We start from the raw sequence: 26,794 nt of genomic DNA on the forward strand, positions 1-26,794 counted from the left end.
AGCGGGTCGTCTTGTCCGTCGCAGGTTCCTCGCCGGTGTCACCCGAGTCGATGTCACCCGAGTCGACCCGGGTCGGGTGGATCGGCACCGGGGTGATGGGGGCGTCCATGTGCGGGCACCTGCTGCGCCGCGGCTACCGGGTGACGGTCACGACCCGCAGCCGGGACAGCGCGGACGGCCTGCTCGCCGCGGGGGCGACCTGGGCCGACTCGCCCGCCGAGGTGGCGGCCGGCAGCGATGTCGTGTTCTCGATGGTGGGCCTGCCCGCGGACGTCCGCGAGGTGCTGCTCGGCCCCGCCGGCGCGCTCGCGGGTGCCGCACCCGGAGCGGTTCTCGTCGACATGACGACGAGCGAGCCTGCGCTCGCGGTCGAGATCGGCCGGGCTGCCGGGGAGATCGGGGTGCACGCGCTGGACGCGCCGGTGTCGGGCGGCGACGTCGGCGCCCGCAACGCCACACTTTCGATCATGGTCGGCGGCCCGGTCGGCGTGTTCGAGGCGGTCCGCCCCGGTTTCGAGGCTATGGGCGCCACGATCGTCCGGCAGGGTGATCACGGCGCCGGTCAGCACACGAAGATGGTGAACCAGATCCTCATCGCCAGCACCATGGTCGCGATGTCGGAGGGACTGCTGTACGCCAGCCGCGTCGGGCTGGACGTCGCCGGGGTGCTGGAGTCGGTCGGCAGCGGTGCCGCCGGCAGCTGGTCGCTGTCGAACCTCGCCCCGCGGGTGGTGGGCGGCGACTTCGCGCCCGGGTTCTTCGTCGATCACATGGTCAAGGATCTCGGCATCGCGCTCGCCGAGGCGCGGCGGGCCAGGCTCGCCCTGCCGGGGCTGGCGCTCGCCAACCAGCTCTACGTGGCCCTGCAGGCGCAGGACCGCGGCCGTGACGGCGCCCAGGCACTGGTGCACGCGCTGGCCTCGCTGTCCGGCCTGGAGTGGCCCCCGCACCCGGCCTGACCGGGGGCGGCCGGGACACGCCGGAGCGACGCGCCGGAGCGGACCCGGACCACACGGTCCTGGCCGCCCGGTCCATCGCGGACGACGGGACCATCCGCCTCCCGTTCGGCCGCGGTCGGACGTCCCCGATCGCCGCCGCGGACGTCGCCCGGGTCGCCGCGGAGATCCTCGCCGAGCCGGCGGCGCACCGCGAGCACGTGTACGAGCTGACCGGCCCGCGCTCGCAGGACATGGACGGGGTCGCCGCGGAGTTCTCCCGGGCGCTGGGCTGCCAGGTGACCTATGTGGACGTCCCGCCCGACGAGTGGGCGAACCTGGTGGCGACCCAGACGGACCTGTCCGCGTTCACCCGCGACCACATCGTGACCGGGACACGTGGCGCGCAAGCCCTGTACTTCAGGGCAGGGCTTGCGCATCAACGACAGAGCGTCAGGGAAGTTCGTTATTCTGTCGGGTATGGGTTCTCGGGTGGTGAAGCGGGCATATCGTTATCGCTTCTACCCGAATCCCGAGCAGGTCGCGCAGCTGGCTTGTACCTTCGGCTGTGTCCGCTACGTCTACAACCGGGCGCTGGCCGAACGGTCCCGTGCATGGACCCAGGAGTAGCGCAGGGTCACGCACGTGGAGACCGACAGGATGCTCACCGTGTGGAAGCGGGACACGGAGACGGCGTGGCTGGCCGAACCGTCGAAAGGGCCGCTGCAGGCCACGCTGCGCCATCTGCAGACGGCTTTCGTGAAGTTCTGGGAAAAACGGGCCGGATATCCGTCCTTCAAGAAGAAGGGCAGGAGCCTCGATTCGGCGACCTACTTCCGGAACTGCTTCACCTACCGGAACGGGAACATCACACTGGCCAAGCAGGACCGGCCGTTGGACATCGTCTGGTCGCGTCCGCTGCCCGAGGGCGCGACGCCCTCGCGGGTGACGGTGTCGCGGAACGCCCGCGGCCAGTACCACGTCTCGATCCTGGTCGAGGACACCGTCACCAGCCTCCCGCCGGCTGGGGGGCAGGTCGGGATCGACGCGGGCATCACAGCGCTGGTCACCTTGTCGACCGGGGAGAAAGTCACCAACCCCCGGCACGAGCGCCGCGACCGTGTCCGGCTGGCGCGGGCGCAGCGGGACCTGTCCCGCAAGGCGAAGGGCTCGGCGAACCGGGTGAAGGCCCGCGCGAGGGTCGCGGAGATTCACGGCAGGATCGCGGATCGGCGCCGGGATCATCTGCGCAAGCTGTCCACGAGGATCATCCGCGAGAACCAAACGGTGGTCGTCGAGGACCTGTCCGTCCGCACCATGGTCCGCAACCACTCGCTGGTCCGGGCGATCTCCGACGCATCCTGGTCGGAGTTGCGGGCGATGGTGGAGTACAAAGCAGACTGGTACGGTCGCACCGTGACAGCGGTCGACCGTTTCTACCCGTCGAGTAAAACGTGCTCGGCATGCGGATCGGTCGTGGAGAACCTGCCGCTGAATGTCCGGGAGTGGACCTGCCGTTGCGGTGCGGTCCACGACCGGGACATCAACGCGGCACGGAACATTCTGGCCGCGGGGCTCGCGGTGTCCGCCTGTGGAGATGGAGTGAGACCACCTCGCTGCTGAAGCGAGGAGGCGTCCGTTGACGAAGCAGGAACCCGGATCGCGAGGTACGGGAATCCCCGGAGTTCACACTGGGGAGGATGCCAACATGGCGCGCCTGTGCACCGCCAGAACCGCTACGACCGGGCGACCACGACCGTCGAACAGGTGACGGGACGGCCGGCGCGCAGCGTCGAGGAGTTCGTCGCCGAGCGGGCCGGGCTCGTCGGCCGCCCGCTCGGCGGCTGAGATCCCGCGCCGCCGGAGGCGGTTTCTGTGTCACACTCCGGCGTGTGTCGAGATTTCACCATGCCAACCTCGGGGTCCCGCCGGATGCCGCCGACGCCGAGGCGGAGTTCCTGGTCGGGGTGCTCGGCTACCGGCGGCTCGAGCCGTCGTCGGTGGCCCTCGGCCGCGGTGCGCGGTGGTTCGAGGCCGACGACGGCACCCAGATCCACCTGAGCCTCGACCCGGACCATGTTCCCGCGGCCAAGGCGCACACGGCGATCGAGGTCGGTGCCGACTGCGCCGCGATCGAGGCCCGCCTGACCGCGGCCGGCATCCCTTTCACCGCGGGTGACTTCGACGGCCGGCGGATCGTGATCTGCCGCGATCCCGCCGGCAACGGCTGGGAGCTGCGCGGCTGATCCGGCGGGCTTAGGGGAGCGGCCGGCCGCGCTGTCACCGCCCGCCAGGCGCCCGGCCCCCGGGTGCGCCGCCCGGCGCGCCGCCGCCGGAGATCTGACCGCCGCCCGCGGCCGTCGACGTGTCGACGCCCAAGGCGAGAGAGACCGCGTAGCCGCCGGTGACATCACCGGTGACGGTGGCGAGCTGGCTGGCAGCCCCGTCGTCCCCGAAGACACCGTCGCTGTCGAGGCTGACCTGCGCCAGGTTGCGCACGGACGCCTCGTAGCCCGGCTGCGTGAAGACCTTGGCGCAGACGTCCTGCGGCAGCGCGAGCTGCGAGGTGGCGATGGCCTTGGACGAGTCGGTGATGCTGGCCTGGTCGGGATAGACCTCGAAGTGGACGTGCGGCCAGCGTCCCGAGTAGCACGCCGGGAAGACGCTGGTGAAACGGACCATGCCGGCGGAGTCGGCGACCTGGACCCCGCGCAGGTAGTTCTGGTCGGTGACGCCGTCGGAGTACAGCGAGTAGCGGCCCTCTCGGTCGCAGTGCCACACGTACACGGCCACCCCGGCGAAGGGCGTGCCGCTGTTCGCGAGGTCGCGGACCGTCAGCGCCAGCGTCATGGGGACGCCTTCGGCGGTACCGGTCGAGTCGCCGAAGCTGGACCGGATGTCACTGCGGACCACACCGCTCTGCTCGAGGACGTCCGGCCCGTTGGACCCGTCGCCCGGGTAGGGGCCCGCGGTCTCCTCGGGGATCTCCCCGGCCGCCGCGCCGATCGTGGCCGACGTCGTCGCGGCCGAGGCCGCCGAGGCGGACGTCCCCGAGGTGGCTGAGGCAGTGGATCCGGCGGAGTCCAAGCCGCAGGCCGCCAGGCCGGCCGACGCGGCGCCGAGGCCGAAGAACGCCAGCATCCGCCGCCGGCTCAGCAGTGTGCCGACGTCGAAGGCGAGGCCCTGGTCAACGATCTCCTCGTCGGGCCGGGCCAGCGGGCGCCCCTCGTACGCCCGCGTGCGGCTGGGACTCCGGTGATCCGCCATGTGCCCTCCATCTGCGATCGGCTGACCTGATGGCTCGATCATGGCGGGCCCGGCGATGCCTACGCTGTGCGTTCCCTGTGCACCACCTGTGCGTGGGCGGGCTTGGCGGGGCCGCGTCAGCGCTCGGCGGGACGCTCGCTGTCGAGGGCGGCGAGCTGGGCGTCCTCGTATCGTCCGCCCGCGGCCGACCCGGCGGGCACCGCCCGGTCGACGTCGGCCAGATCCTGCTCGGACAGGGTGACGGCCGCGGCGGCCAGGGCGTCATCGATGCGGCTGCGCCGGCGCATCCCCACCAGCGGGATGACGTCCGGACCTGCGGCGGCGACCCAGGCGATGGCCAGCTGCGCGACGGAGATCCCGTGGCGCTCGGCGACCGGCCGCAGCCGCTCGACGAGCCCCAGGTTGTGGTCGAGGTTCGCGCCCTGGAAGCGCGGGCTGTGTGCCCGGAAGTCGTTGCTGTGCCCCGACGGGCCGGTGCCGGCGATCAGCCCGCGGGAGAGCACCCCGTACGCGGTGATCGCGATCCCGAGCTCGCGGCAGGTCGCCAGGATCTCGTCCTCGATGCCGCGGGAAAGCACCGAGTACTCGATCTGCAGGTCGCAGATCGGGTGCACGGCCGCCGCCCGCCGGATCGTCTCCGGGCCGACCTCCGACAGGCCGATGTGCCGGACCAGACCGGCCTTGACCTGCTCGGCGATGGCACCGATCGTCTCCTCGATCGGCACGGCGGGGTCGAGCCGGGCCGGCCGGTAGACGTCCACATGGTCGGTGCCCAGGCGCACCAGCGAGTAGGCGAGGAAGTTGCGCAGCGCCGCCGGCCGGGCGTCGAGACCACCCCAGCCGCCGACCGCGTCGCGCAGCGCCCCGAACTTCACGCTCACCGTCACCGCGTCCCGGTCGAGCTGGCGCAGGGCGCGGCCGACCAGCAGCTCGTTGTGTCCCATGCCGTAGAAGTCGCCGGTGTCGAGCAGGGTCATCCCCGCGTCGACCGCGGCGAGGATCGTCGCCACGCTCTCATCGTCGTCGGCTGGCCCGTACATGCCGGACATGCCCATGCAACCGAGCCCGAGCGCACCCACCTCCGGCCCGGTTGCCCCGAGCCGCCTTGTCGTCATCGTCGTCTGCGTCATGACCGCCAGTCTGCTGCGGCGGGCGACGCCGCGGCAGGGACCATTCATCGTGGGATCGCCGGTCCCTGGCTCGGCTGCCGGGCGTGGGGAACACTGGTGGCATGGATCGCTCCGGGCTCGCCGACTTCCTGCGCCGGCGCCGCGCGCAGCTGCAGCCATCGGACGTCGGCCTGCCCCCCGGGGTGCGCCGGCGCACCCCGGGGCTGCGCCGCGACGAGGTGGCTGCGCTCGCCGTCATGTCGACCGACTACTACACCCGCCTCGAGCAGTCCCGCGGGCCGCGGCCGTCCGCGCCGCTGCTGGCCGCGCTGGCCCGGGCACTGCGCCTGCGCGACGACGAACGCGACCACCTGTTCCACCTCGCGGGCCAGCCGCCCCCGCCGCAGACGTCCACCGCCGCGCATGTATCGCCCGGTCTGCTGTACATCCTCGACCGGCTCACCGACACTCCCGCGTTCGTCGTCTCCGACATCGGCGAGGTCCTGGCGCGCAACCGCATGTCGGTCGCGCTGTCCGGCGACATCTCCGCCCGCGCGGGACGGGCCCGTAACAACACCTGGCTCTGGTTCGCCGAGCCGGACGTCCGGTCGCGGTTCCCGCGCGAGGACTGGGAGCGGCTGTCCCGCACGCACGTCGCGGACCTGCGCGCCACCCACGGCCGGCGCCGCGGCGACGCGGATGTGGAGGATCTCGTGGCTGACCTGCTGGGCCGCAGCGAGGAGTTCGCGCGGCTCTGGGCGGAGCACGAGGTCATGGTGCGCCGCGCCGACCACAAGCGGATCATCCATCCGGCGGTGGGCACCGTGGACCTGCTGTGCGAGACGCTGACCGGCGACGCGGGCACCCAGACGCTCGTCGTCCTCTACCCGGGCCCAGGCAGCCCGGCGCGCGACCAGCTCGACCTGCTGCGGGTCATCGGAACCCAGGATCTGACCGCCGGCGAGGTCACCGGCCGCTGACCACCCCGTCTCATCACACCAGACGAGTCGTCACACCAGGCGGGCATCATGTCACTCAAGGTAGTGTCCCTCTCGCGTTCGCGCGCCAGCGCCGCCGCCTCGACTCCCACCCGGCCGAGAGGACGTCCATGAGCACAGAAGTGACGCTGACCGGCCAGGAGCGCTCGGCCGAGCTGGACGTCGACCAGCTCCGACAGCTGGTCGGTCTCGTCGAGCACGACCCGGCCGGCGACCCGTTCCCGGTGTCCGGCTGGGACGCGGTGGTGTGGGTGGTCGGCAACGCCAAGCAGGCGGCCCACTACTACCAGTCGGCGTTCGGCATGGACCTCGTTGCCTACTCCGGGCCGGAGACGGGCCAACCCGACCATTGCTCCTACGTCCTCACCAGCGGCGCGGTGCGGTTCGTGTTCAAGGGGGGAGTGCGCCCGGACAGCCCGCTGCTGGACCACCACCGCCGGCACGGCGACGGCGTCGTCGACATCGCCCTGGAGGTGCCCGACGTCGACCGGTGCATCGCGCACGCCCGCGCCCAGGGCGCCCGGGTGATCGAGGAGCCGCACGAGCTGCGCGACGAGCACGGCGTCGTGCGCCTCGCCGCCATCGCCGCCTACGGGCGGACGCGGCACACGCTGGTCGACCGGTCGCGCTACTCCGGGTGCTACCTGCCGGGCTACGTCGAGCGCCGCTCCGGGCACGTCCGGCGGCCGGGTGCGCCGCGCAGCCTGTTCCAGGCTCTGGACCACGTCGTGGGCAACGTCGAGCTCGGCGCCATGGACGAGTGGGTGGCGTTCTACAACCGGGTCATGGGCTTCACGAACCTGGCCGAGTTCATCGGCGGCGACATCGCCACCCGGTACTCGGCGCTGATGAGCAAGGTGGTCGCCAGTGGCAACCACCGGGTCAAGTTCCCGCTCAACGAGCCCGCGCCCGGCCGGCGGAAGTCGCAGATAGCGGAGTACCTGGAGTTTCACGGTGGTCCCGGCGCGCAGCACCTCGCCCTGGCGACCGGTGACATCCTCGCCTCGGTCGACGCGATGCGGGCCGGGGGCGTCGAGTTCCTCGACACCCCCGACACCTACTACGACGACCCCGCGCTGTGGGCCCGCGTCGGCGAGGTGCGGGCACCGGTCGAGGAGCTCCGGCGACGCCGGATCCTGGTCGACCGCGATGAGGACGGATACCTCCTGCAGATCTTCACCAGGCCGCTGGGGGACCGTCCGACGGTGTTCTTCGAGCTCATCGAGCGGCACGGATCGCTCGGCTTCGGCAAGGGCAACTTTCAGGCCCTCTTCGAGGCGATCGAACGCGAGCAGGAACGGCGGGGAAACCTCTGAGGTGCCGATGTTCTGAGGAGTTGAGGCCCTGAGGAGCCAACGCAAAGGACCCGACGCAAAGGACCCGACGATGCCGTACTACGCCCGGACCGGGGACGTCCCGCCCAAACGGCACACGCAGCACCGCGACGGCGACGGTGGCCTGTACAGCGAGGAGCTGATGGGATCGGAGGGCTTCTCCGCGGACTCGTCACTGCTGTACCACCGGGAGATCCCGGCGGCGATCAGCGCGGCCCGGCCGTGGGAGCTGCCCGCCCTCGGCACCGTCGCCAACCACCCGCTGCGGCCGCGGCACCTGCGCACCCACACCCTCACCGCGGCCGAGGGATGGCGGAGCCTCGACGTCGTCACCGGGCGGCGGCTGCTCCTGGGCAACACCGATGTCCGGCTCTGCTACGTCGCCGCCGGCGCGCCTTCACCGCTCTACCGCAACGGCACCGGTGACGAGTGCGTCTACGTCGAGGCCGGCACCGCCCGCGTCGACACCGTGTTCGGCACACTGCCGGCCGGCCCCGGCGACTACGTCGTCGTCCCGTGCGGCACGACGCATCGGTGGACGCCGAGCGGCGACGAGCCGCTGCGCGCCTACATCATCGAGGCGAACAGCCACATCCGCCCGCCGAAGCGCTACCTGTCAGCCTCGGGCCAGTTCCTCGAGCACGCCCCCTACTGCGAACGCGACCTGCGTCGCCCGGCCGGGCCGCTGCTCGAGGAGGGAACGGACGTCGAGGTGTACGTGAAGCACCGCGGGCCCGGGGCCGGGACCGGCGGCGTCGCCGGCACGGTGCTGACCTACCGGACCCACCCGTTCGATGTCGTCGGCTGGGACGGCTGCCTCTACCCGTACCTGTTCAACATCGGCGACTTCGAGCCGATCACCGGCCGGCTGCACCAGCCACCGCCGGTGCACCAGGTCTTCGAGGGCCGTAACTTCGTCGTCTGCAACTTCGTGCCCCGCAAGGTCGACTACCACCCCGACGCGATCCCGACGCCGTACTACCACGCCAACATCGACTCCGACGAAGTGATCTTCTACACCGGCGGTGCCTACGGAGCTCGCCGCGGCTCCGGGATCGGGCCCGGCTCCGTCTCGCTGCATCCCGCCGGGCACACCCACGGCCCGCAGCCCGGGGCGGTGCAGGCGAGCATCGGGGTGGAGTTCGTCGACGAGCTCGCGGTCATGGTCGACACCTTCGCCCCGCTGGAACTCGGCGAGGGCGGGCTTGCCTGCGAGGACCCCGACTACGCCTGGACGTGGGCGGCGCACGCGGCGGCGCGGGGCGGCGCAGGGTGACCGGCCATCCGCCGCCGGGCTTGTTCGCCGGGCTGGTCGACGACGCCGGGCTGTTCCCGCCCGAGGAACTGCCCATGCCCGCCGCCCTCCGCCGGCACCGGCACGACCGCGCGGACCCCACCGGCGTCCTGACCGGCCACTTCCTGTGCGCCGCGTCCCGCGTCGACGAACTCCTCGAAGCGCTCGCCGCCGGTGCGCGCGGGTGTGGAGCCTCCAGCGGGCGTCTCGACGGGACCGCCGCCGAGGGGCGCCTCGACGGGGCGGCCGCCGAGGGGCGTCTCGCGCTGGGCCTCATCAGCCCGTTGGAGCCGAGCACGCTCCACACCGCCCTGGCCCGCCTTGAGGGCGACCCGCGCGTCGAGCTGGTCGGGGTCGAGGGGCCGCTGGGTGACCTTGCCGCGCTGACGGCGGTGCCGCCGTCCGTGCCCTGTTTCGTCGAGACGCCGCGCGGGGATCTCGACGCCCTGGCGCGGGTGTCGGCCGCCGGCCACGGGGCCAAGATCCGGTGCGGCGGGGCGCGCGCGGAACAGTTCCCCCCGTCCGCGGAAGTGGCCCGGTTCGTGGTCGCCTGCGCGCGCGGCGGCGTGCCGTTCAAGGCGACCGCCGGGCTCCACCACGCGCTGCCCCACCAGGACCGGCGAACCGGCTTCACCCACCACGGCTTCCTCAACCTGGTGCTCGCCACCTGCCGCGCGGTCGACGGCGCCGACCTCCCGGCGGTCAGCGAGATCCTCGACCGCACGGACGAGGCCGCGCTCGTCGCCGAGGCCCGCGCGGTGCCGCCGGAGCTGGTCCGCGCCGCACGCCGGGCCCTCGTCGCATACGGCTCGTGCCGGACAGACGCACCGGTCGACGACCTGCGCCGACTCGGCCTCGTCAGCCCCGCGGCACCGTCCGGGGTTGCGGCGTCGGCCGGGACCGAGGCGTCGGCGTGACGGCCCGTTCGTGGGTGCCGGTACCCAAGGGCTCGGACTTCCCGCTGCAGAACCTCCCCTACGGCGCCTTCTCCGCCGACGGTGGGAGCCCCCGGATCGGCGTCGCCATCGGCGACCACGTGCTGGACCTCGCCGCCGCGCTGGGGGACCCGGTGTTCGCCCGGCCCCGGCTGAACGAGTTCCTCAGCCGGGGCCGGCGCCACTGGACGGCAGTCCGCGCACGGATCACCGACCTGCTGACCGACCCGGCCCAGAAAGCGGCGGCGCGGCCCAGCCTGATCCCGCGTGACGCGGTCCGGCTGCACCTGCCGGTGGACGTGGCCGACTACGTCGACTTCTACGCCTCCGAGCACCACGCCAGCAACGTCGGACGGATCCTGCGCCCCGGCGGTGATCCGCTGAACCCGAACTGGCGGCACCTGCCTGTCGGCTACCACGGCCGCTCCGGCACGGTCATCGTCTCCGGAACCGAGATCGTCCGCCCGTGCGGGCAGCGCCGGCCCGCCGACGGCCAGCCGCCGGCGTTCGGCCCGACGACCCGCCTCGACATCGAGGCGGAGGTCGGCTTCGTCGTCGGGACGCCGTCGGCGCTCGGTGAACGGGTCACCCCGGCGGCGTTCGCCGACCACGTGTTCGGCGTGGTGCTGGTGAACGACTGGTCGGCGCGGGACATCCAGGCGTGGGAGTACGTGCCGCTCGGGCCGTTCCTCGGGAAGTCCTTCGCGACGTCGGTCTCGCCCTGGGTCGTCCCGCTCGACGCGCTGTCGGCCGCGCGGTTCCAGCCGCCGCCGCGGGAGCCCGAACCGCTGCCCTACCTGCGGGACAACGGCGCGTGGGGCCTCGACCTGCGGCTGGAGGTGAGCTGGAACGGCTCCGTGGTCAGCCGCCCGCCCTTCGCCGAGATGTACTGGACGCCCGCGCAGCAGCTGGCGCATCTCACCGTCGGCGGCGCGGCGCTGCGCACCGGCGACCTCTTCGCCTCGGGCACCGTCTCCGGCCCGCGCCGCGACGAGTGCGGGTCCTTCCTGGAGCTCACCTGGAACGGCACCGAGCCGCTGCGACTGCCCGACGGCACCGAGCGGACGTTCCTCGAGGACGGCGACACCGTCACCATCCGGGCCACCGCCCCCAGCGACAGCGGCGTGCGCATCGGCTTCGGCGAGGTGACAGGAATGATCCTCCCGGCCCGGTGAGCACCCGTCGGCCGGCAGGCGCCGGTACCGAGCCTGCCTTACGCCGACCCGGTGGCTCCCTGTCCCAGAGGCGGCCGGCCGCCCGCGCCTTCGCGATGAGCTCGGGGCCCCGGGTGGCCAGCGTGGAGGTGCAGACGATGTGGTTCTCCGCGGGGTGCTCGGAGCTACTCGGGTCCGGCGGCCGTGGCACCGGCGCTATATGCGCGGCGGCTCGCTATGGACCCCGACCCGGGCCGTTCTCCCGGGGCAGGATCGTTCGCCGAGGCCGCCCGCGGTGCTGCGAGGGCCACCGGCCTCCGGGCCGTGGGCGGGGCGGGTCCGGCAGCCGGCGAGGGGCGCCCGCCGAGTCGTGCCGGCGCAGCGTCAAGGCCTACGACGTCTACCTGGGCCTGATCGGGCGCGACTACGGTGCGACGGAGGAGCAGCTCCGTCTGCTCGTCAGGAGCGCGCTAGATGGCTGGCGGGTCGGCGGCCGCGGCCGCGCCGCGCGACGCCGCGGCCCGGAGTCGGCTGGCGACCGCTCGGGCTCGGAGTGCGTGGGCGCCGATTTCGGCCCGGAGGTCACGGGCGGTTTGGACCCGTTCGCCTGGCTCCCGTAGCCCGGCGTTCATGCGTTGCAGCTGAAGGCGTCGGCCAAGGAAAGCAATCGCTTGACAGCAATATAACCTTCTGGTGATAGTCGGACTGTGGAACCTGCGATCTGGGCCGTGGTGGGTGACCCGCACCGCCGCCGGGTGCTCGAGCTGCTCCGTGCCGGCCCTCGCCCCGTCAACGAGCTGGTCGAGCAGCTGGGGCTGAGCCAGCCTGGTGTGTCCAAGCACCTGCGGATCCTGCGCGAGGCCGGGCTCGTCACGGTTCGCCCCGACGGGCAGCGCCGGCTCTACCTGCTGGAGCCCGCGCCGCTGCGGGAGCTCGCGCGCTGGCTCGAGCCGTTCCGGGCCTACTGGGACGATCGCCTGGACGACCTGGAACGCCACCTCGACGCCGCCGCGCCACCACGGGAGCGGCCCGCGCCGCGATCTCGGCAGGAGGACACCTGATGGACGACCCCCGCGGAAGCTACGAACGGGCGGATGACCGCGCCGCGGTGCGCTTCATTTCAGCACCCGGTACTCGGTCACGTGCGGGCGCGGCGCACCGGCTGATCGGTCCAGCCGAGGGTCTGCGTGAACAGGCGGAAGGTGTGACCGGCTTGAGGCGTCATCTCGGTCGGAACTCCCGGTAGCTCATCTTCCGGCCGCCGAACCGCGTGAGCGCACCCATCTCGCCCCATATCCTGCGCATCACGCCGGCGGCTCCGGCGCCGAGCGGCGCGGCTATGATCACCTCAGCCCTGCTGATCAGATCCGTCAGCTTCTCCACCTCGATCGCGCGGCCGCCGTTCGCTGCCTTCACGGCGTTGAGGAGCTGCCGTTTCTCCCCCGGGGGAGCGGCCTCCCACCATCTGACGAAGTTGTCCTTGGTCCATCCGGCGCTGGTCTGGATGCCGGCGCGTGATCCGCCGAGGTGCCGCGGGTAGCCCGATTCCGGCCCGGCCCACTTGCACTCGATCTGCCAGAACTTGAGCCTTCCCCTGGAGCCGGTCCCGACGGCGATGATGTCGATCCCGTGTCCACTCGCGTTGTGCTGCGCCTGAAACGCGTGGACCACACCGGACATCTCCGGGACCTCGCCGCGGAGAACGCTCGCCACCACCGACAGCTCGAAGCGGTTTCCCCAGTCGCGCGGAACATCTCTCGCGGTATCGATCGCGGCCATTTTCGCAGTGACGGCTGCGAGCTGCTTGTTCGGCGCGCGCTGAACACTTCTGGTGCTGATCACGCTACGTTGTGCCGGGGCTGCGACCGAGGGCAGATCGACCTCCAGCCCGCCCGCCCTCACCTCGATGTCGGGCTCCGGGATGGCGTCCTCGAGCTCGTGGGCCCCGATCGCGGCCGCCGCTCCCGCGGTGGCCGCGCCAGCGTCCTTCAGACCCTCCGCCTGCATCTTCATGCGCGCCTGCGCGGCGGCCTCCTGCGCCTCGACCGCCCCGTGGAGGTCCGCCAGTGCCTTCACCCGGTTGACGCCGGCGGCCCGCTTCATGTCCCCATGCACACCCAGAGCGTCCAGGAACACGCCGACCGTCGCGACCGTCGCCTCGAGGAGCGCCGCGTCGACGGCTCCTTTCTGGACGAAGGACAGGTCGTCCCTGATCGCGGCGTTCTCGAGTGGGCGGAGCTGGAGATAGCGGTCCCAGCTCGCGGCGGCCATGCCGGCGCCGACGGCGAGGCCGGCTCCGACCAGAACGGCGGCCGTCATCCCTCCGGTGAACGGCGCGGCGATCAGCGCGAACGCCGACACCATATTGAGTCCCAGGTCGGTCCAGAAGTCCTTCGCCTTCTGCTTTTCCAGATCCATGCGCCCGAGCGCCGCGTACAGCGGATCCTGCCAGTTGACGGACGCTTTGGCCGGCGTGGCGAGGGTGTTCGTAAACAGCTGCTGCTGAATCGGGGCGAGATCGTAGTGTGTGATACCCGTCCCGAGTCTGCTTCTGGTCTCTTCTATCGCCGTAAGCGTCTTCCGGAGAATGTTCTCCACCAGTCCGCGGGCCTTGCCTGCGTCCGTCGCCTCGGCCAGCTCCCCGATGTTTCCCTGCGTGATCGACGCGTAGACGGCGGGGTAGTTTCGGGCGTACTCGGCGATCAGCGCCCCGATCTTGCTGTGGTGTGACTCCGCCTCCGTCCACTGCGCCATCTCCGGCTCCTCCTTGCCGGTCGGCGGGTAGTCGGGGCGCCGGGCGGGATCGAAGAGCTCCGGCTGCCCGTACCTCCGTAGCGTGTCTGGGGGCGGCGCGGTGACGGCCTTGTAGGCCTCCGCGTCTGTCCTGGCGTCCGCCGAAAGCTTCTGTTGGAGCTCGGGGGTGCTGCGATAGCCGACAGGCACCAGCCGCAGCTCATACGTCAGGGCCTGCAGCTGCACCACGACCCTGGCCGCCTTGCGCACCTCGTCGAGATAGGCGTCCGCCTGCTCCGGCGGTGCCGTCTCGGCCGCACCACCGAGATTAAGCCCGAACCCCTTGGCTTCCTTCTCCGTGATCTTTCGGTTCTCGTCGAGATAGACGCCGGCTGCCTTCAGGATATCCATGCCGAACGCTGCCGTGTAGGCGGCGAAACGGTCGCTCAGCGGCGTGCACTCGCTGAGCGAGCGATCCCACAGGGCGCGCTGGTTGGTGATGACCGTTCCCAGCTTCCCTTCGTTCTCGAAGCTCAGCCAGACCGCCGTGACCTGCTTTTCCGCGTCCTCGTCGACGACGGTGTCGAGCATCTCCCGGATGAGGCGGATCCGGAGTCCCTCGTCCACCTCCCGGAGCCTGCTGCCGGCAGACCGGGCCAGTTCCTCGGCGACATCGTCGCGGTCGGTGGTCCTGAGGTTGTCGAACACCCCGTGAGTGAGCATGACGTCCCGTCTTTCCACCACGCGCGCGGCGAGATCCTTCCCGAGCCCCGCCTCGTCGAGCATGAGGAGCGTCGTGTACTTCGAAATGAGCTCCTTCGGGGTCGTCGTCACGGCAGGGACGTCCTCGCGCTGGACCTGCGGGACGCCAGACGCGTTCCGAAGCCGGATGCTCGCCCCCGGGCCGGCATCCGGCTTCGCGCCAGCAGGGGGAGGAGATGTGGACTGGCGCCGCGCCAGCATTCCCCTGACGGCCATGTTTCCGGCCTCCGTCTGCAGGCGCAGGACTGCCCGGGCCGCGACGTTCGGTGCATTCCCTCCACACGCGTCCGCCCCCTCGGGCGCCTTCACGCGTCGGTCGCAGCGCGTGCCTGCCGGCTCGGCCGCATGGTCACGCTCCACCCGACCAAAGGTAGCTGTTAAGCGGGGCGGCGCCCAACGCCGGCGGCGCACCCGCCAGGGCATTGCCGGCTGCCCGTGTGGGCAGCCGACAAAGCCGTCGAATGCCGGGGCCAGCGCTGCGGCAGCAGGCGTCGGCTTCGTGCCGAAGCCGACGTCGTCGGGGACGCCGGACGCCGCAGGTATCTTCGAGAGTCGGCACGACCCGCGATGGTCAGCCGGTGGCCGCCTCACCTCGGCGACCGACTCGTGACCGGGCCGTCCCGGCCATCCATGGCACGGGCAGCCAACCCAGTTGATCGCAGGACTGCGGCCGCCGTGCGACGAAGGCCGGCGCCCTGGATGTGCGGCCGGCCGCCGGAACGACTCCCACAGTAGTGAAGTGGACGGATTCGGCGTGGCCGGTGTGGCGGGTCATATGCTGTGCGGCAGCACATCCCGACTCTCGGGATTTGTGTAGGTACACAAGGCCGGCGGGACGCTGAACCACCCAACCCGCCGGCCTTTTCCATGCCCGATGCTGGCGGCTGTGGCTGCGGGTCGCGGCCGCCGGCTCGGAGCGGTACGTCACGCCCTGGCCAGAAGTCCACCGCGACCGGCGGGGGAGCGTCGGCGTCCAGCGTCGGGGAGAGGCCGAGCTTCTCCTTGATCCGCTTTTCGGTCTCGTTGGCCAGATCCGGGTTGTCGCGGAGGAATGACCGCGCATTTTCCTTGCCCTGGCCGAGCTGGTCACCGTCGTCGGTGTACCAGGCGCCGGACTTTCGGATGATGGTGTGTTCGACGCCCATGTCGATCAGGGAGCCCTCGCGGCTGATGCCACCGCCGTAGACGATGTCGAACTCGGCCATTCGGAACGGTGGGGCCATCTTGTTCCTGACCACCTTGACCCGCGTGCGGTTGGCGACAGCCTCCTGACCATCCTTCAGCGTCTCGATGCGGCGCACGTCGTGCCGGACCGGCTGGCTGAACCTGCAGGAAGGCTGGTGGCGGATCTTCCGCCGGGCTGCTCTGGCCGAGCAGTCCTTCGCTGACCCCGATGAGAGCGACCAGGCCACCCGGATCGCCACCACCCAGCTCAACAACCGGGCGAAACCCTGGGTCTGGGGACGCCCGGCTCCACCGACCCGCAGGCTCCGCCGTCGGTTTTTTACTTTCTTTAACGAACACTGCACTAGGGTCTGAATGCGATGCTGACCCGGCAGTTTGACCAACAGCGGGATGTCGAATGAGTGAAAACGTGGTAGCTGTCTCCGTCGCGATCCTGGTTCCGCTCGTAACCGCCCTCGCCGGCGTGCTGAGCTTGCTTCTGCAGGACTGGCGTCTGCGCCGATCACGAGCGGATCGCCGCCGTCTGGCCTTCGAAGACGCCACCCGCCAGGTGGCCTTCGCCGCCGAATGGTGGACCGCGCAGCAGCTCCTGCCGTCCACGCCAGAGTCCCTGCAGGATGCGACCACGGTGGCGCAGGGCTGGCTGAGCGAGGCGTCCGCGCGGGTGGACGCCGCAGACGAGCCTCCCGCCGTGCAGCGTGGCAGGCTCCTGCTGCTCTACGGCTTCCAGAACCGGTCCGCGAAGGCCATCCGGGTCGGCTTCTTCGCCGTGCTAAGCGTCATGGCGTTCACCAGTCTCAGCATCCTGGGCTCAGCCGTGGACAAGGGCCGCGACCTTGGATGGCTGGTCGTATACCTGATCCTGTTTGGGATGCTCGCGCTGTTCCTACGCTTCTGGGCCGTCTCCGCCGACACCGCCGACCAGGACTGATCATCATTGTGATGGTGGCGGGTCGGACCATCACTTCCATGGATACGGCCGGAGTCCCCGGGCCCCCAGGCAGCGCCCATCCGGCGCCGGGCGGAGCGGTCGCCGCCGGCCGGGTTGACGTTCTATGCCCCGACGACCGGGCTCGCCGACCTACTCTCCGCGATGTCGGGTATGGACGGGTCCGCAGTGCCTTTCGCGGCCTGGTGTTGAGCCGGTGCTCGATCACGGCCAGGGCGTCGGCGTCGTGAAGGGACAGGTCGCTGCCCTTGGGGAAGCACTGGCGCAGCGTGCCGTTCGACGCCGTCAGCCGGCGGACACGAGGCGGATTCCGTGACGCGCCGCGACGGTCTCGGCTCGCGCCACCAACCGCCGGACGTCGCGGACGAGCGCGGGCGACCGTCGACCGAGGCGCCGGACTCAGCTCCAGTTGGCCGTCTGGCTCGAACGTTGGGACTGCCCGCGCACGAATGACGGGTCGAATCCGGCCGCCAACACGGCGGGATCGACCGACCGCGGCTGCGCGGTGTCCCTCACCGGAATCAGCTCGATTTCCGCGCCGACCCGTCCGGGGTGGCGCGCCGGGGCGAACGTCCCCTGGACGGTTGCCTTCAGGTCCATGCCGTCCCCCTCGCCCGGCCGCGGACCCCCGAAATCAGTACGAATACGGAGCGGACCGGCTCGTCGGGCCGGAGGAGGATGTCGCGATCCTGCTCAGCCGGCTGGCCGAGGCACTCGGTGGCGCTGGCCGCCTTGTCGTCGTGAACGGTCCGGCCGGGATCGGCAAGACGCGCCTGGTCGAGGATCTCACTGCGGGCAACGAGTGCCCCAGCCGCCCGAGCCTCGACGATCGCGGGCGATCTTCTCTGCCGGTCGGTATTCGGCAAAGTGAGGGCGCCGGCGCGTGGCCATGCCACCGCGAACGGACACAATTTGTTGGTGACGCCTATTTTCGTCGACAGGGCCAGGCGCGGTGGAGGCGGCCGACCCGTACGGCGCTGTACAGCTCGATCTCGGTGCCGTCCGGATCGGCAATGTAGTGACTGCGCGCCGCTGTGTGATCGGCTGCGGATGCCTGGGAACGACGGGACGAGGTCCGGTGGGCGGGAGACACTCCGCTCCGAAACAGGTTCGATGAGGGCCGCGAGATGACGAGGGGATACTCCCGCACCGGGTGCGGCTGCCATGGCACCGCCGCCGGGCGGCGCGGCAGGCTCACAACCTCCTCGTACGGGCGCCGACCGAACTGGGTGGAACGCATTCGGACGACGCCGAAGACAGTCGTGTTGATGAGTAGCATGTACAGCGGGAAAGCGTACTCCATGAATTTCCAGTCGGATATCGTCAGCAAGGTGACGGTCATGCTAACCAGGCTTGCAAAGTATGGAGATGCTCTTTCCGAGGTTGGTGCATCGTACGCTTTCATCAGGGTGGGGATGGAGGCGAGAAGATCGGCCAACACGCTGAACAGGAGGGAGAGCACCGGGTCGCTGGTGATCTGCCAGAGAACGACGCCGGCCGCAGCGGAACCGCCACACAATACATCGAACCGGCCAACCCGCCAGTGGGACTTCCACGCCACCGACAGGACAAAGACCAGCAATGGGCTGGTGCCGAGTGTGAGGGTGACCCAGGCCTGCGGCGTGACGCCGTCCTGAACCTGCGCGTGTCAGCCCCCAGAACAGCCAGCTGACCGGATTCGGCTGGACGATGCCCCGCCGGGTGGCCATCAGGTAGCCTAGGCCAGCCGCCAATCTCAGGATGACGGCAATGACTATGTATTCGTCACCCAACATCAGCTATTCCCCGCTCGCCATAGATCGTGATTGGCGTCGCCGACCCTGATTGTGGTTGGCTGGCGATCGTCCTTGCTCATCGATTGGAAATGCCATAGGTCCGGTGTCCTGGTATGACAGTGCCCGGATCGGGTTCAAATTCTGAGATCGCAGGCACTGCTGTTTTGCGGGTGGTGACACCCGGGGTCCGGGTGCGAACCATCCTGTCTTGCTTTCAGGACCTGACTCTTGCGGTGAGGTGCACACGCCACCTCTCCGTCACCTGGTATGGGGTAACGGCGAGGTGGGTGACCGGCGGCGGGTGCCGCATCCGGTGATGCCGCCTATCCGGTGATGTCGCCGGTGTCGCCGTCCGGGCTCTGGCTCCATATCCCGTGGCTACCACCGTCATAGGTGGCCAGGAACCAATCGAAGTCGAACTTGTTGATGCGGGAGAAGTACAGGTCGCTCATGTGGGGTTCGGGTCCCAGGCAGGTTCCGTCCGGCAGGCATCGCGCATCGAAGTCGCCGATGTAGCCGCTAGTGGGTACCGACGGCGAGAAGACTCCTGCGATGTCCGGCGAAGCTGGTGAACTGTCCGACGACGTCCTTGCGGACGCAGTAGCTGTTCGTACCGGTGCGCCAGATCCGGATGTGCTCGGTGCCTTGGTCCAAGGCCCAGACATGGCCGTCGGCACCGACGTCGGCGATGTTCCTGCTGGTGTCGGTCGCGTCGACCACCATGGGTTTGTCCTCCGGACAGCCGTCGGGATGGGCCGCCGCGGCGGCGGGGCCCGCGGCCGCGACCGGCAGGAATGGCCGCCGCGGCGGCCATCGTGACAAGTGCGACGGTGAACCTCGCCTTGGGCCTCCAGATAGTGGGTTTTCCAAGTAGTAGAGGGACATGGGCGACCCGACGATGTCGCGGATCTCCGGGGGCCGACCGTGACGAGAACTTTGGTCCCGGCGCGCATTCCCGGCGAAGAATGTCGGTCGAATGCCCCCCTCGCGGCACTCGGCCGATATTCTTCAAGGGTCTGACCCGTGCTGTGCCGCACTGCCGGGATCGCCGCCGTGCACCGCCGAGCCTGCGGCACCTCAAGCCGCCGGTCGGGTGTCGTCAGCCTCGCGTCCGCGTGGGGTCGGGTGCGGCCGGCGAGAGCTGCGGTTGGCGCAACACCTTGGCGGCGAGCTTGATCCCGACGAGGGTGAGCACAGTGGTCATCACGAGCGGGTACAGATCCAATCCCCGCACGTCATCGATGAAGAGCCCCAGGATACCCAGCAGGACCGAAACCAGTCGGGAGACGACGACGGCGCTCAGGCCACGGCGTCCGCCACGCCGCGCCGAGCGGGCCCCGGCGAGCGTTATCAAGCCAAGTCCGCTGTAGATGACAGCGTACGCCGTGTGGTCCGGGACCAGTGTGATGCTGGTAAGATCGAGGAAGCCGAGCGTGGCTAGGATGGTCAGACCTACGGTGAAGCTGCCGGTGCGCTTCATCGGTTTCTCCTCTGGATGTGTGGGCGGCCTGTTAGCCGAGCCCGGCGGGCGGGCCTACAGGCGGTGAGAGCACGTGCTCGCATTGTCTGTTCTCGCTGTGGTGAGTTCTTCGGTCGGATTCTCTCGGACGGTTGTCGCACCCATCGACGCCACCCGCCGGGCCCCGGTATGCATTCTCTCCATGGAGGTCTTCTCCTCCTTACCTGCGGCGGGCTCACGGTTTCCGTGTCACCTGGCATCCGCTGTGCTGGGCTACCTGGCATTTCACGGTACGTATTCCGGGAGAAACGGTGCCCAGGGTGCCTGTCGGTCAATCAGCCGGGGCGTTAGCACGCAGGTTGCCGGGTGTTGTCCTGCCCGGCTGCCCCTCGGCCCGGCGGGAACGGGCACGCCCACCGCTATCTATGTTCTGTTCTCTGGCGTGCCCGTGGCGGCGTGGACCCGACGGCCGTAACCGGGCCCGCCGGCTTGGTCGATGCCGTGTTCTTCCTGGCGGCCGGGTCGTCGGAGTCAGGCTGGACCGGCGGTGGGGAGGACGGCGTGTTGGGCACCCGGGATGTCGGTGGGCAGTACGGCGTGCATCAGGCGATGGATCTCTACTCGGTCCGGGCCGGTGAGTAGGGCTGGGTCCTCGCTGGGGAGCAACGATGTCGACATGACCCGTCTGGTGGCCGCTTCCAGTGCCTCGATGGTTTCGGCCAGCAGGTACATCACGGTGGCGCCGTCGTCTGCTCGGCCTGCCAGCGTTGCGACGATGCCGGGCAGATCGCGAAGGGCCGGCCAGATCCGCTCGGTGCCTGCCCGGTCGAAGGCCGCGGTCCACCGCGGGGTGCGTGGTCCGTCGAAGCTGGCCTGCCGCAGGTAGCGGGCCGGACCGGTGGCGGCGCCGGCGAAGTGTCCGGTCACCGTGTAACGGCGTCCGGCGCCCAGCCGGACGCCGCCGCCGGCGTCGACCGCGGGGGCTGCGGGGCCGGTCGACGCGGATCCGGTGTCGCGCCAGAGCGTGATCAACCCGTCCGGTGCGCCGTCGTCCCCGCTCGTCGACATGGCCCGGCTGACGAGGGCGCCGGCGTCGTCGTGGACGGCGGACAGGACGTCGTCCACCCACGCCGTGCTGGGGGGGTCGGGAAGGCCGAAGATCGGCTGGATGGTGAGGTCCATCGGGCGCCTCCTGCGTCGGTCGGGTTCCGGTGATCGTGGTCGACGATCCCGCGCCGGCTGCCCCTGTCCCTCAGTGCCAGTACGGAACTTCGGCACGGAACCGGCTACCTGCGTGGCCGGGGTTGCCTCATCCTTGGTGGGTGCGCGGTGATGATCGCCCGTTCGTCGGGCGGCTGGAGGAGTTGACGCTGTTGCGTTCGCGGGCGCGGACGGCGGAGGCGGGTCGGGGCGGTGTCGTGTTGGTGACCGGCCCGGCGGGGATCGGCAAGACCCGGTTGGTGGAGGAGGCGTTGCGGGGGGGTGCGAGGCCCCCGGCCAGCCCGCCGGCGGGCGTGTCGGCGGCGGTGCGGGTCGGCCGTGGCTACAGCCTCCCCGACCATGCCGCTCCGGCGCTGTGGCCCTGGCAGCAGGCGCTGCGCGCCCTCGCTCGCCGCAGCGGGTGGCCGGCGAGGATCTCCTCGGCCGTGGATTTGCTGGAGGGGGCCGGAGGCTGCGACGCACCTGGCGGCGCTCCTGGTGACGTGGCGAGCGCGGCCGCCGTGCGGTTCGCCGCCCTGGCCGCGGTCGCCGACGCGGTGCTGACGGCCGCCGCCGAACCACTGGTGATCGTGTTGGAGGATCTGCACTGGGCCGACACGAACACCGTCGAGCTGGTGCGGCAGGTCGCCGGCGGGATCGTCGACAGCCACCTGCTGCTGATCGCGACGATGCGCGCCGAGGCCGGCGACGTCATGCGTGAGCTGTCCCGGCTGGGCAGCGTCCACGCCGTGCCGTTGCGGCCGCTGACAGTGGCCGCTGTCGGGGACTATCTCACCGCGCTCGACCCGGCGGTCTCCTCCGCCGCCCGCGCGGAGCAGGTGGCGCGGCGCAGCGGCGGGCTGCCGCTGCTGCTCGACGCGGCGGCGTCCGACGCCGCCGCCCCCGAACCGGTCGTCGTCCGTGACCTCGTCGAGGCACTGCTGGCTCAGCTTCCGGAGCCGGCGCGGCGCGTTGTCCAGGTCGCCGCGTTGCTGCGCTCGCCGGTGGACACCGACGTGGTCGGCCAGGTTGCCGAGGTCGACGGGTCGATGGCCGGGCTGGCGCTCGACGCGGCGTGCCGGGCCGGTCTGCTGACGCCGGTGACCTCGTGGGCCGGGGTCGAGGGACTGGGGTTTGCCTTCACCCACGGCCTGCTGGCCGAGGGGCTGGCGGACCTTCTCGACCCGGTCGAGGGGCGCGAGATCCACCGGCGTGCCGCCATCACGTTGCAGGTGCGACCGTCGGCCTTACCCGGGCTCGCCGCCGCGGTCGCCGGTCACTGGCGCCGTGCCGGCGGCGACGAGCAGGCACAGCGCTGCGCGGCCCGGTGGGCGAGGCAGGCCGCTGTCGAGGCCGTCCAGGCATTGGCCTATGACGAGGCGGCCACGCACCTGCTCACCGCGGTAGCGGCGCTGCGGCAGGCTGGTGCCGGTGAGGCGGAACTCGCGCAGATGACGTTGGAGCTGGCGCGCGCCTACTACCTGGCCGGAGCGCTGACCGAAGCGCTCCGGCAATGCGAACAGACCGCTGCGGCGGCGCAGCGGGCAGGCAGGGACGACCTGGTGGCCGCGGCGGCGCTGGTGGTGCGTGGGGTGACCTTCCCGCAAGCCATCGAGGCGATCTCCCGGCTGTGCCGCACGGCGCTCGCCGCACAGCAGCCGGCCGCATTGCGGGCCCAGCTGCTGTCCCAGCTCGCCACGATCCTGGGCGAGGCCGGCTCCACGGAGGCGGCCCGCCGGCACGTCGACGAGGCGATGGAGCTCGCGCAGGCGAGCGGCGACGCCCAGGCGTTGCTGGATGCCGCCCGCGCCCGGGAGATGTCGCTGGCCGGTCCGGACGACGCGGAGGAACGGCTGCGGCTGGCCGCGACCGCCGTCGAGCAGGCCGATCGGCTCGGCCAGCCGCTGGCCGCCGTACTCGGGCAGCAGTGGCGGATCAGGGCCGCCTACCAGCTCGGTCGTCTCGACGTCGTGGACGAGGCGATGGCCGCCGTCGCGATGCTGGCTGACCGCAGCGGCCTTCCGTTGGCGAGCTGGCATCGGTTGCGCGGCGCGGCGGCCCGAGCCGCGTTGGAAGGCAGGTTCGCCGCCGCGCGGTCGGCCAACCTTGAGGCCCAGCGGCTGGGCTCGCGGGCCGGAGACGCGCAGGCGGCCGGCCTGAGCTACGCCTTCGCCGCCCACCTGGCCATGCTGCGAGGGGACGCCGCCGAACTCCCGGACGACTTCTGGCCGATGCTGGAAGCATTCCCGTCGTCGCCGCTGATGACGGTGTTCCGTGCCAACGCTCTCCGACTCGAGGGCCGCCGCGAGGCGGCGAAGGCATACTACGAGCAGCTGCGTCAGATGCTCGACGACCCGGTCGTCGATCTCCGCTGGGGCGGGGTACTGACGCAGCTGATCGACCTGGTCGAGGCATTCGGGGACCCTCCGGCAGCGGAGGTGCTCGCCACCCACCTGAAGCCCTACGCCGCGTACTCGGGGGCGGTCGGAACACCGACGGTCTTCTTCGTTGGCTGTGCGCAGGGCCACTACGGGCGCGCGCTGGGCCACGCGGGAGAGCTGCGCGACGCCAAGACGGCGCTACGGACGGCGATCACGCGTGACGCCGCGCTCGGCGCGCGCCCTCACATCGTGCTCAACCAGCTGGCCCTCGCCGACGTGCTGCGCCGCCTCGACGACCCTCACGCCGCCGTGACCCTCGCCGGCGCGGCCGCGGCCGAGGCTCGCCGGCTGGACATGCCCGGGCCGCTGGCCCGCGCCGACCAGCTGCTCGCCGACCTGGCGGCCGCCCGCCGAGAGACCGACCCACTGACTGCCCGCGAGCACGAGGTGGCCGCGCTCGTCGTCCAGGCCATGTCCAACCGGGAGATCGCGGCACGGCTGGTACTCAGCGAACGCACCATCGAAAGCCACGTCCGCTCAATCCTCGCCAAACTCGGCTACACCAACCGGACCGAGCTGGTCGCACGCTGGCGGCCCTGAAGAACAGGACGTACAACTTGCTCAGTAGGACGGTGTCGACGGCGAACCCCGTCGCTCGTGACGCCGTCAGCGCGGCTGGTCGAGGGTGACGGACCAGGAGGCCGCGGCGGGTCCGTCCGTGCCGTCGATGCTGCCGGCAGCGACCAGCGTGCCCGCCACGGCCACCCCGGTGATGTCGATCCCGGTCCCCGACTGGCCCGTTGCGGTCAGCGCGTCCTGGGGTGCCCACGAGCGGCCGGTCGCATCCGCCACCCAGATTTGTTGCTGCCGCCCGCCGGCGTGCGGGACCGACCCGGCCCCGACCAGCCGGCCGTCCGGCAGTATGGCAAGCCCGGTCACCTCGGCGTCGAGCGGCAGGTCGGTCTCCACCCCGGTCCAACTCGACCCGTCCGCCGATTGCCGGACGCGTGCGACGGTGCCGGCGCCCTCCGGTTCCTGCCCCGTGGCGAGCAGGCCGCCACCGGCCAGGGAAACGACCCGATGCAGGGTCTGCGTGCCGAGCCCGTCTGCCCCGGAGATGCCGACCCGCTGCCAGTCGCTGCCGTCCGCCGACGTCCACACCGCGCCGTCGCCCTCAGGGTCCGAACCGTCGTCCTGACCCACGGCAAGCAGCCCGCCGGCACGGGCGACGACGTCACGCATGCTCGACGACGCGGCCCCGCCCACGGACCCGGCCCGCCAGGCCTGCCCGTCGTCCGAGACCCAGACCGCGGCGCTGGTGGTATCCCCGGAACCAACCCAGCCGACCGCCACCAGGCGTCCCCCGGTGGAGGCCAGGCCGCTCATCGTGCCCACGGTCGTGCCGGCCGGCAGTGGCACCGCCGCCAGCCGCCAGGTCGTACCGTCGCCGGTCCACCATGCGGATGGCGTGCGTCCAGCGGGGTCTGGCGATCCGGCGGCGCCGACGGCCACCAGCCCGCCACCGGGTCGGGCGGCGACGGCGAGGGCGGCGCCCACCGAGCCACCGCCACTCCCGCCGGCCGGTAGCGGAGCGCCGGCCAGCCGGGCCACTCGGGCGGTCGCCGCCGCCGCGGTGCTGGCCGCGCCTGGCGCCGTCGTGCGGGGCGGGGGCTCCGGTCCGGCCGAGCCGCCGCCGAGGCCGAGCAGGACGCCGATCGCCGCGGCGGCGAGCACCGCGACAACCGCGACCGCCCCCAGCACGGCCGCGGTGCGGCGGCCGGCCTGCCGGTAGGACGCGTCGCCGGCGGTCCGGACGACGAGGGGGACGTCGCGGTCGGCCAGCCGGACCGCGCGCGTCGGCATGACCGCGGGGCGTAGCGGCTGGTCGGACGGTTCGGCCAGGCCGGCGCCGGCCAGGTCGACGTCGAGCCGGACCTGTTCCTCCGAGCGGGCGCCGCCGGGCGGACCGGCCGGTGCCGGCGCCACCAGGTCGGCGGCGCGGCGGGCGGCGGTCGCCTCGACCGGTTCCGGCACGCGCCGCGGAACGTCGGTCGGCTCGCCCCCCGGGCCACCGGTCGGAACCCCCGCGGGCGTGCCGTCCGGCCACGGCGCGGGCTGCGGAGCGCCGGGCCGCGGCGCCGGCGCGTCGGCCGGCCGGGGCGACGGTGGCGTGCCCACCGGCGGGGCGGTCCACGGTGCGGGACCGGCGGCGGTCCCTGGGGCCGCCGCCCCGAGCGCCCCGGTGGCCACCCGGGGGCCGGCGGCGATCGCCGCACCGAGACAGACCGCGAGCTTCGGATGCGTGTCGACGGCAACCGGCACCCGCAGGTCGTCCTCGATCATGCGGGCGATCAGCGGGATCCGGCTGGAACCGCCGACCAGCAGGACGCGTGCGAGGTCCGACACCTCCACGCCGGCGGCGCGGACGGTCCGGCGGAAGGCGTCCACGGTGCGTAGGACCAGGATGCGCACCGCGTCCTCGAGATCGTCACGGGTGATCCGGACGACCTTGTTGCAGCCGGGCAGTATGACCGGGATCTCCGCCTGGAGGTCCTGCGACAGGGTCTCCTTGGCGGTGACCGCGGCGGCGAGGACGGCCGCGAGCGCTCGCGCGGTCGCCGGGTCGGAGGTGTCCTGCTCGTGCCAGGACGGGCCGACCGCCCGCGCGATGTGGTCGACGACCGCCTGGTCGACGTCCACCCCGCCGATCTCGTCGTCGCCGCCGGGATCGCCGCACAACTCGAATCCGCCGGCGGTCTTGCGCAGCACGGTCGCGTCGAAGGTCCCGCCGCCGAGGTCATAGATGCCGAGCAGGGCGCCCGGCTCGAGCCTTTCCTGGGCGGCGTAGTACATCGCCGCGGCGGTCGGCTCGGCCACCAGGCCCACCTGGCCGAGCCCGGCCAGGCCGGCGGCGTCCTCCATCAGCCCCCTGCGGTGGTCGGACCAGGTGGCCGGGCAGGTCAGCATGACGTAGCCGGGGGCCTGCGACTCGCGTTCGGTCACCTTCCCGACCACGAAGCGGATCATGTCGGCGAACAGTTCGGTGGCGGTCACCCAGGTGTCGCTGAGCAGGACGGGCACGTCGTCGCCGAACCGCCGCTTGAACTCGCGGGCGACCCGGGACGGCTCGGTCACCGCCCGCTGCTCGGCTGCCTCCCCGACCAGCATCACGCCGTCGTCCCGCAGGAACAGCACGCTGGGGACCGCGGTGGAGTGCGTGCCGAGCCCGAACGCCTCGGCCCGGCCATCCCGCCAGATGGCACCGGCGGTGAACGTCGTGCCGACGTCGATGCCGAGCGCGTAGGCCATGGATGTCCCCCCCGC

General features: G+C 71.6%; 20 protein-coding genes and 5 pseudogenes. 12 read left to right on the forward strand and 13 right to left on the reverse strand.

From position 1 onward, the window contains the following. Window positions 1-35: 35 nt before the first annotated feature. The 4 genes and pseudogenes from FRANEAN1_RS18300 to FRANEAN1_RS18310 all read left to right on the forward strand — a co-directional run bounded on the left by FRANEAN1_RS18300 (window position 36) and on the right by FRANEAN1_RS18310 (window position 3,181). Window positions 36-959 carry an NAD(P)-dependent oxidoreductase gene (locus FRANEAN1_RS18300; RefSeq protein WP_020461310.1) on the forward strand — a complete coding sequence of 308 codons (924 nt, stop codon included), beginning with the start codon at window positions 36-38 and terminating at the stop codon, window positions 957-959. A gap of 456 nt (window positions 960-1,415) precedes the next feature. Continuing rightward, window positions 1,416-2,558: pseudogene (locus FRANEAN1_RS18305) on the forward strand (RNA-guided endonuclease TnpB family protein). Window positions 2,559-2,648: 90 nt separating this feature from the next. Then, window positions 2,649-2,783 (forward strand): annotated as a pseudogene (locus tag FRANEAN1_RS43640) (hydroxylase); the annotation flags it as partial. A gap of 44 nt (window positions 2,784-2,827) precedes the next feature. Next, a complete protein-coding gene (locus FRANEAN1_RS18310) occupies window positions 2,828-3,181 on the forward strand; it encodes a VOC family protein (protein ID WP_020461311.1) in 354 nt (117 codons plus the stop codon). A gap of 34 nt (window positions 3,182-3,215) precedes the next feature. Here the strand turns inward: FRANEAN1_RS18310 and FRANEAN1_RS18315 are convergent, their stop codons facing one another. Then, window positions 3,216-4,202 carry an intradiol ring-cleavage dioxygenase gene (locus tag FRANEAN1_RS18315; RefSeq protein WP_020461312.1) on the reverse strand — a complete coding sequence of 329 codons (987 nt, stop codon included), beginning with the start codon at window positions 4,200-4,202 and terminating at the stop codon, window positions 3,216-3,218. Window positions 4,203-4,318: 116 nt separating this feature from the next. Next, window positions 4,319-5,317 carry an aldo/keto reductase gene (locus tag FRANEAN1_RS18320; protein ID WP_041254337.1) on the reverse strand — a complete coding sequence of 333 codons (999 nt, stop codon included), beginning with the start codon at window positions 5,315-5,317 and terminating at the stop codon, window positions 4,319-4,321. 116 nt (window positions 5,318-5,433) lie between these two features. On the opposite strand from FRANEAN1_RS18320, the gene FRANEAN1_RS18325 reads away from it, so the two are divergent. The 5 genes from FRANEAN1_RS18325 (at window position 5,434) to fahA (ending at window position 11,047) form a co-directional block, all read left to right on the forward strand. Next, window positions 5,434-6,291 (forward strand): helix-turn-helix transcriptional regulator, encoded by an 858-nt coding sequence (locus FRANEAN1_RS18325; protein ID WP_020461314.1) that lies wholly within the window; start codon window positions 5,434-5,436, stop codon window positions 6,289-6,291. A gap of 128 nt (window positions 6,292-6,419) precedes the next feature. Further along, window positions 6,420-7,625, forward strand: coding sequence for a 4-hydroxyphenylpyruvate dioxygenase (gene hppD, locus FRANEAN1_RS18330; RefSeq protein WP_020461315.1), 1,206 nt, complete (start codon window positions 6,420-6,422; stop codon window positions 7,623-7,625). Between the two features lie 70 nt (window positions 7,626-7,695). Continuing rightward, window positions 7,696-8,919, forward strand: coding sequence for a cupin domain-containing protein (locus FRANEAN1_RS18335; protein ID WP_020461316.1), 1,224 nt, complete (start codon window positions 7,696-7,698; stop codon window positions 8,917-8,919). Further along, a complete protein-coding gene (locus FRANEAN1_RS18340) occupies window positions 8,916-9,854 on the forward strand; it encodes a hypothetical protein (protein ID WP_020461317.1) in 939 nt (312 codons plus the stop codon). Before FRANEAN1_RS18335 ends, FRANEAN1_RS18340 begins: the two co-directional genes overlap by 4 nt. Next, window positions 9,851-11,047, forward strand: a complete 1,197-nt coding sequence (gene fahA / locus FRANEAN1_RS18345) for a fumarylacetoacetase (protein ID WP_020461318.1) — start codon at window positions 9,851-9,853, stop codon at window positions 11,045-11,047. The genes FRANEAN1_RS18340 and fahA overlap by 4 nt, the downstream gene beginning before the upstream one ends. 61 nt (window positions 11,048-11,108) lie before the next feature. Here the strand turns inward: fahA and FRANEAN1_RS43645 are convergent. Beyond that, window positions 11,109-11,195: pseudogene (locus tag FRANEAN1_RS43645) on the reverse strand (alpha/beta hydrolase); the annotation flags it as partial. Between the two features lie 538 nt (window positions 11,196-11,733). Between FRANEAN1_RS43645 and FRANEAN1_RS18355 the strand changes: the two are divergent. Then, entirely contained in the window at window positions 11,734-12,087 is a 354-nt protein-coding gene (locus FRANEAN1_RS18355; RefSeq protein WP_020461319.1) for a metalloregulator ArsR/SmtB family transcription factor, read from the forward strand. Between the two features lie 160 nt (window positions 12,088-12,247). On the opposite strand, the gene FRANEAN1_RS18360 is transcribed toward FRANEAN1_RS18355, so the two are convergent. Both FRANEAN1_RS18360 and FRANEAN1_RS18365 read right to left on the reverse strand, forming a co-directional pair. After that, window positions 12,248-14,593, reverse strand: a complete 2,346-nt coding sequence (locus tag FRANEAN1_RS18360; RefSeq protein WP_041254339.1) for a hypothetical protein — start codon at window positions 14,591-14,593, stop codon at window positions 12,248-12,250. Window positions 14,594-15,492: 899 nt separating this feature from the next. Then, window positions 15,493-15,834 (reverse strand): annotated as a pseudogene (locus FRANEAN1_RS18365) (DNA recombination/repair protein RecA); the annotation flags it as partial. A gap of 269 nt (window positions 15,835-16,103) precedes the next feature. Between FRANEAN1_RS18365 and FRANEAN1_RS18370 the strand changes: the two are divergent. Beyond that, the gene (locus FRANEAN1_RS18370) at window positions 16,104-16,637 is read left to right on the forward strand and encodes a hypothetical protein (protein WP_020461322.1); all 534 of its coding nucleotides are present in this window, start codon (window positions 16,104-16,106) and stop codon (window positions 16,635-16,637) included. A 184-nt stretch (window positions 16,638-16,821) separates the two neighbouring features. Here FRANEAN1_RS18370 and FRANEAN1_RS43650 read toward each other — a convergent pair. The 7 genes and pseudogenes from FRANEAN1_RS43650 to FRANEAN1_RS37215 all read right to left on the reverse strand — a co-directional run. Further along, a pseudogene (locus tag FRANEAN1_RS43650) lies at window positions 16,822-16,935 on the reverse strand (IS30 family transposase); the annotation flags it as partial. 119 nt (window positions 16,936-17,054) lie between these two features. Then, complete coding sequence (locus FRANEAN1_RS18375) at window positions 17,055-17,255, reverse strand: hypothetical protein (protein WP_041254340.1); 201 nt, start codon at window positions 17,253-17,255, stop codon at window positions 17,055-17,057. 325 nt (window positions 17,256-17,580) lie between these two features. Beyond that, window positions 17,581-18,237: a hypothetical protein gene (locus FRANEAN1_RS41225; protein WP_157472693.1), complete on the reverse strand. Its 657-nt coding sequence runs from the start codon at window positions 18,235-18,237 to the stop codon at window positions 17,581-17,583. A gap of 516 nt (window positions 18,238-18,753) precedes the next feature. Beyond that, window positions 18,754-18,882, reverse strand: a complete 129-nt coding sequence (locus tag FRANEAN1_RS43655; RefSeq protein ID WP_347176662.1) for a hypothetical protein — start codon at window positions 18,880-18,882, stop codon at window positions 18,754-18,756. 67 nt (window positions 18,883-18,949) lie between these two features. After that, window positions 18,950-19,153 (reverse strand): hypothetical protein, encoded by a 204-nt coding sequence (locus tag FRANEAN1_RS18390; protein ID WP_041254343.1) that lies wholly within the window; start codon window positions 19,151-19,153, stop codon window positions 18,950-18,952. A 376-nt stretch (window positions 19,154-19,529) separates the two neighbouring features. Beyond that, window positions 19,530-19,910: a hypothetical protein gene (locus FRANEAN1_RS18395; protein WP_020461326.1), complete on the reverse strand. Its 381-nt coding sequence runs from the start codon at window positions 19,908-19,910 to the stop codon at window positions 19,530-19,532. A 510-nt stretch (window positions 19,911-20,420) separates the two neighbouring features. Then, window positions 20,421-21,071, reverse strand: coding sequence for a hypothetical protein (locus FRANEAN1_RS37215; protein ID WP_020461327.1), 651 nt, complete (start codon window positions 21,069-21,071; stop codon window positions 20,421-20,423). A 140-nt stretch (window positions 21,072-21,211) separates the two neighbouring features. Between FRANEAN1_RS37215 and FRANEAN1_RS18405 the strand changes: the two genes are divergently transcribed. Then, window positions 21,212-24,070 (forward strand): LuxR family transcriptional regulator, encoded by a 2,859-nt coding sequence (locus FRANEAN1_RS18405; RefSeq protein ID WP_020461328.1) that lies wholly within the window; start codon window positions 21,212-21,214, stop codon window positions 24,068-24,070. A 66-nt stretch (window positions 24,071-24,136) separates the two neighbouring features. Here FRANEAN1_RS18405 and FRANEAN1_RS18410 read toward each other — a convergent pair whose 3' ends face one another. After that, a complete protein-coding gene (locus tag FRANEAN1_RS18410) occupies window positions 24,137-26,779 on the reverse strand; it encodes an Hsp70 family protein (protein WP_020461329.1) in 2,643 nt (880 codons plus the stop codon). Window positions 26,780-26,794 lie beyond the last annotated feature (15 nt).

This window comes from Parafrankia sp. EAN1pec, from assembly GCF_000018005.1.
In the GTDB taxonomy this organism is placed as follows: Bacteria; Actinomycetota; Actinomycetes; order Frankiales; family Frankiaceae; genus Parafrankia; species Parafrankia soli.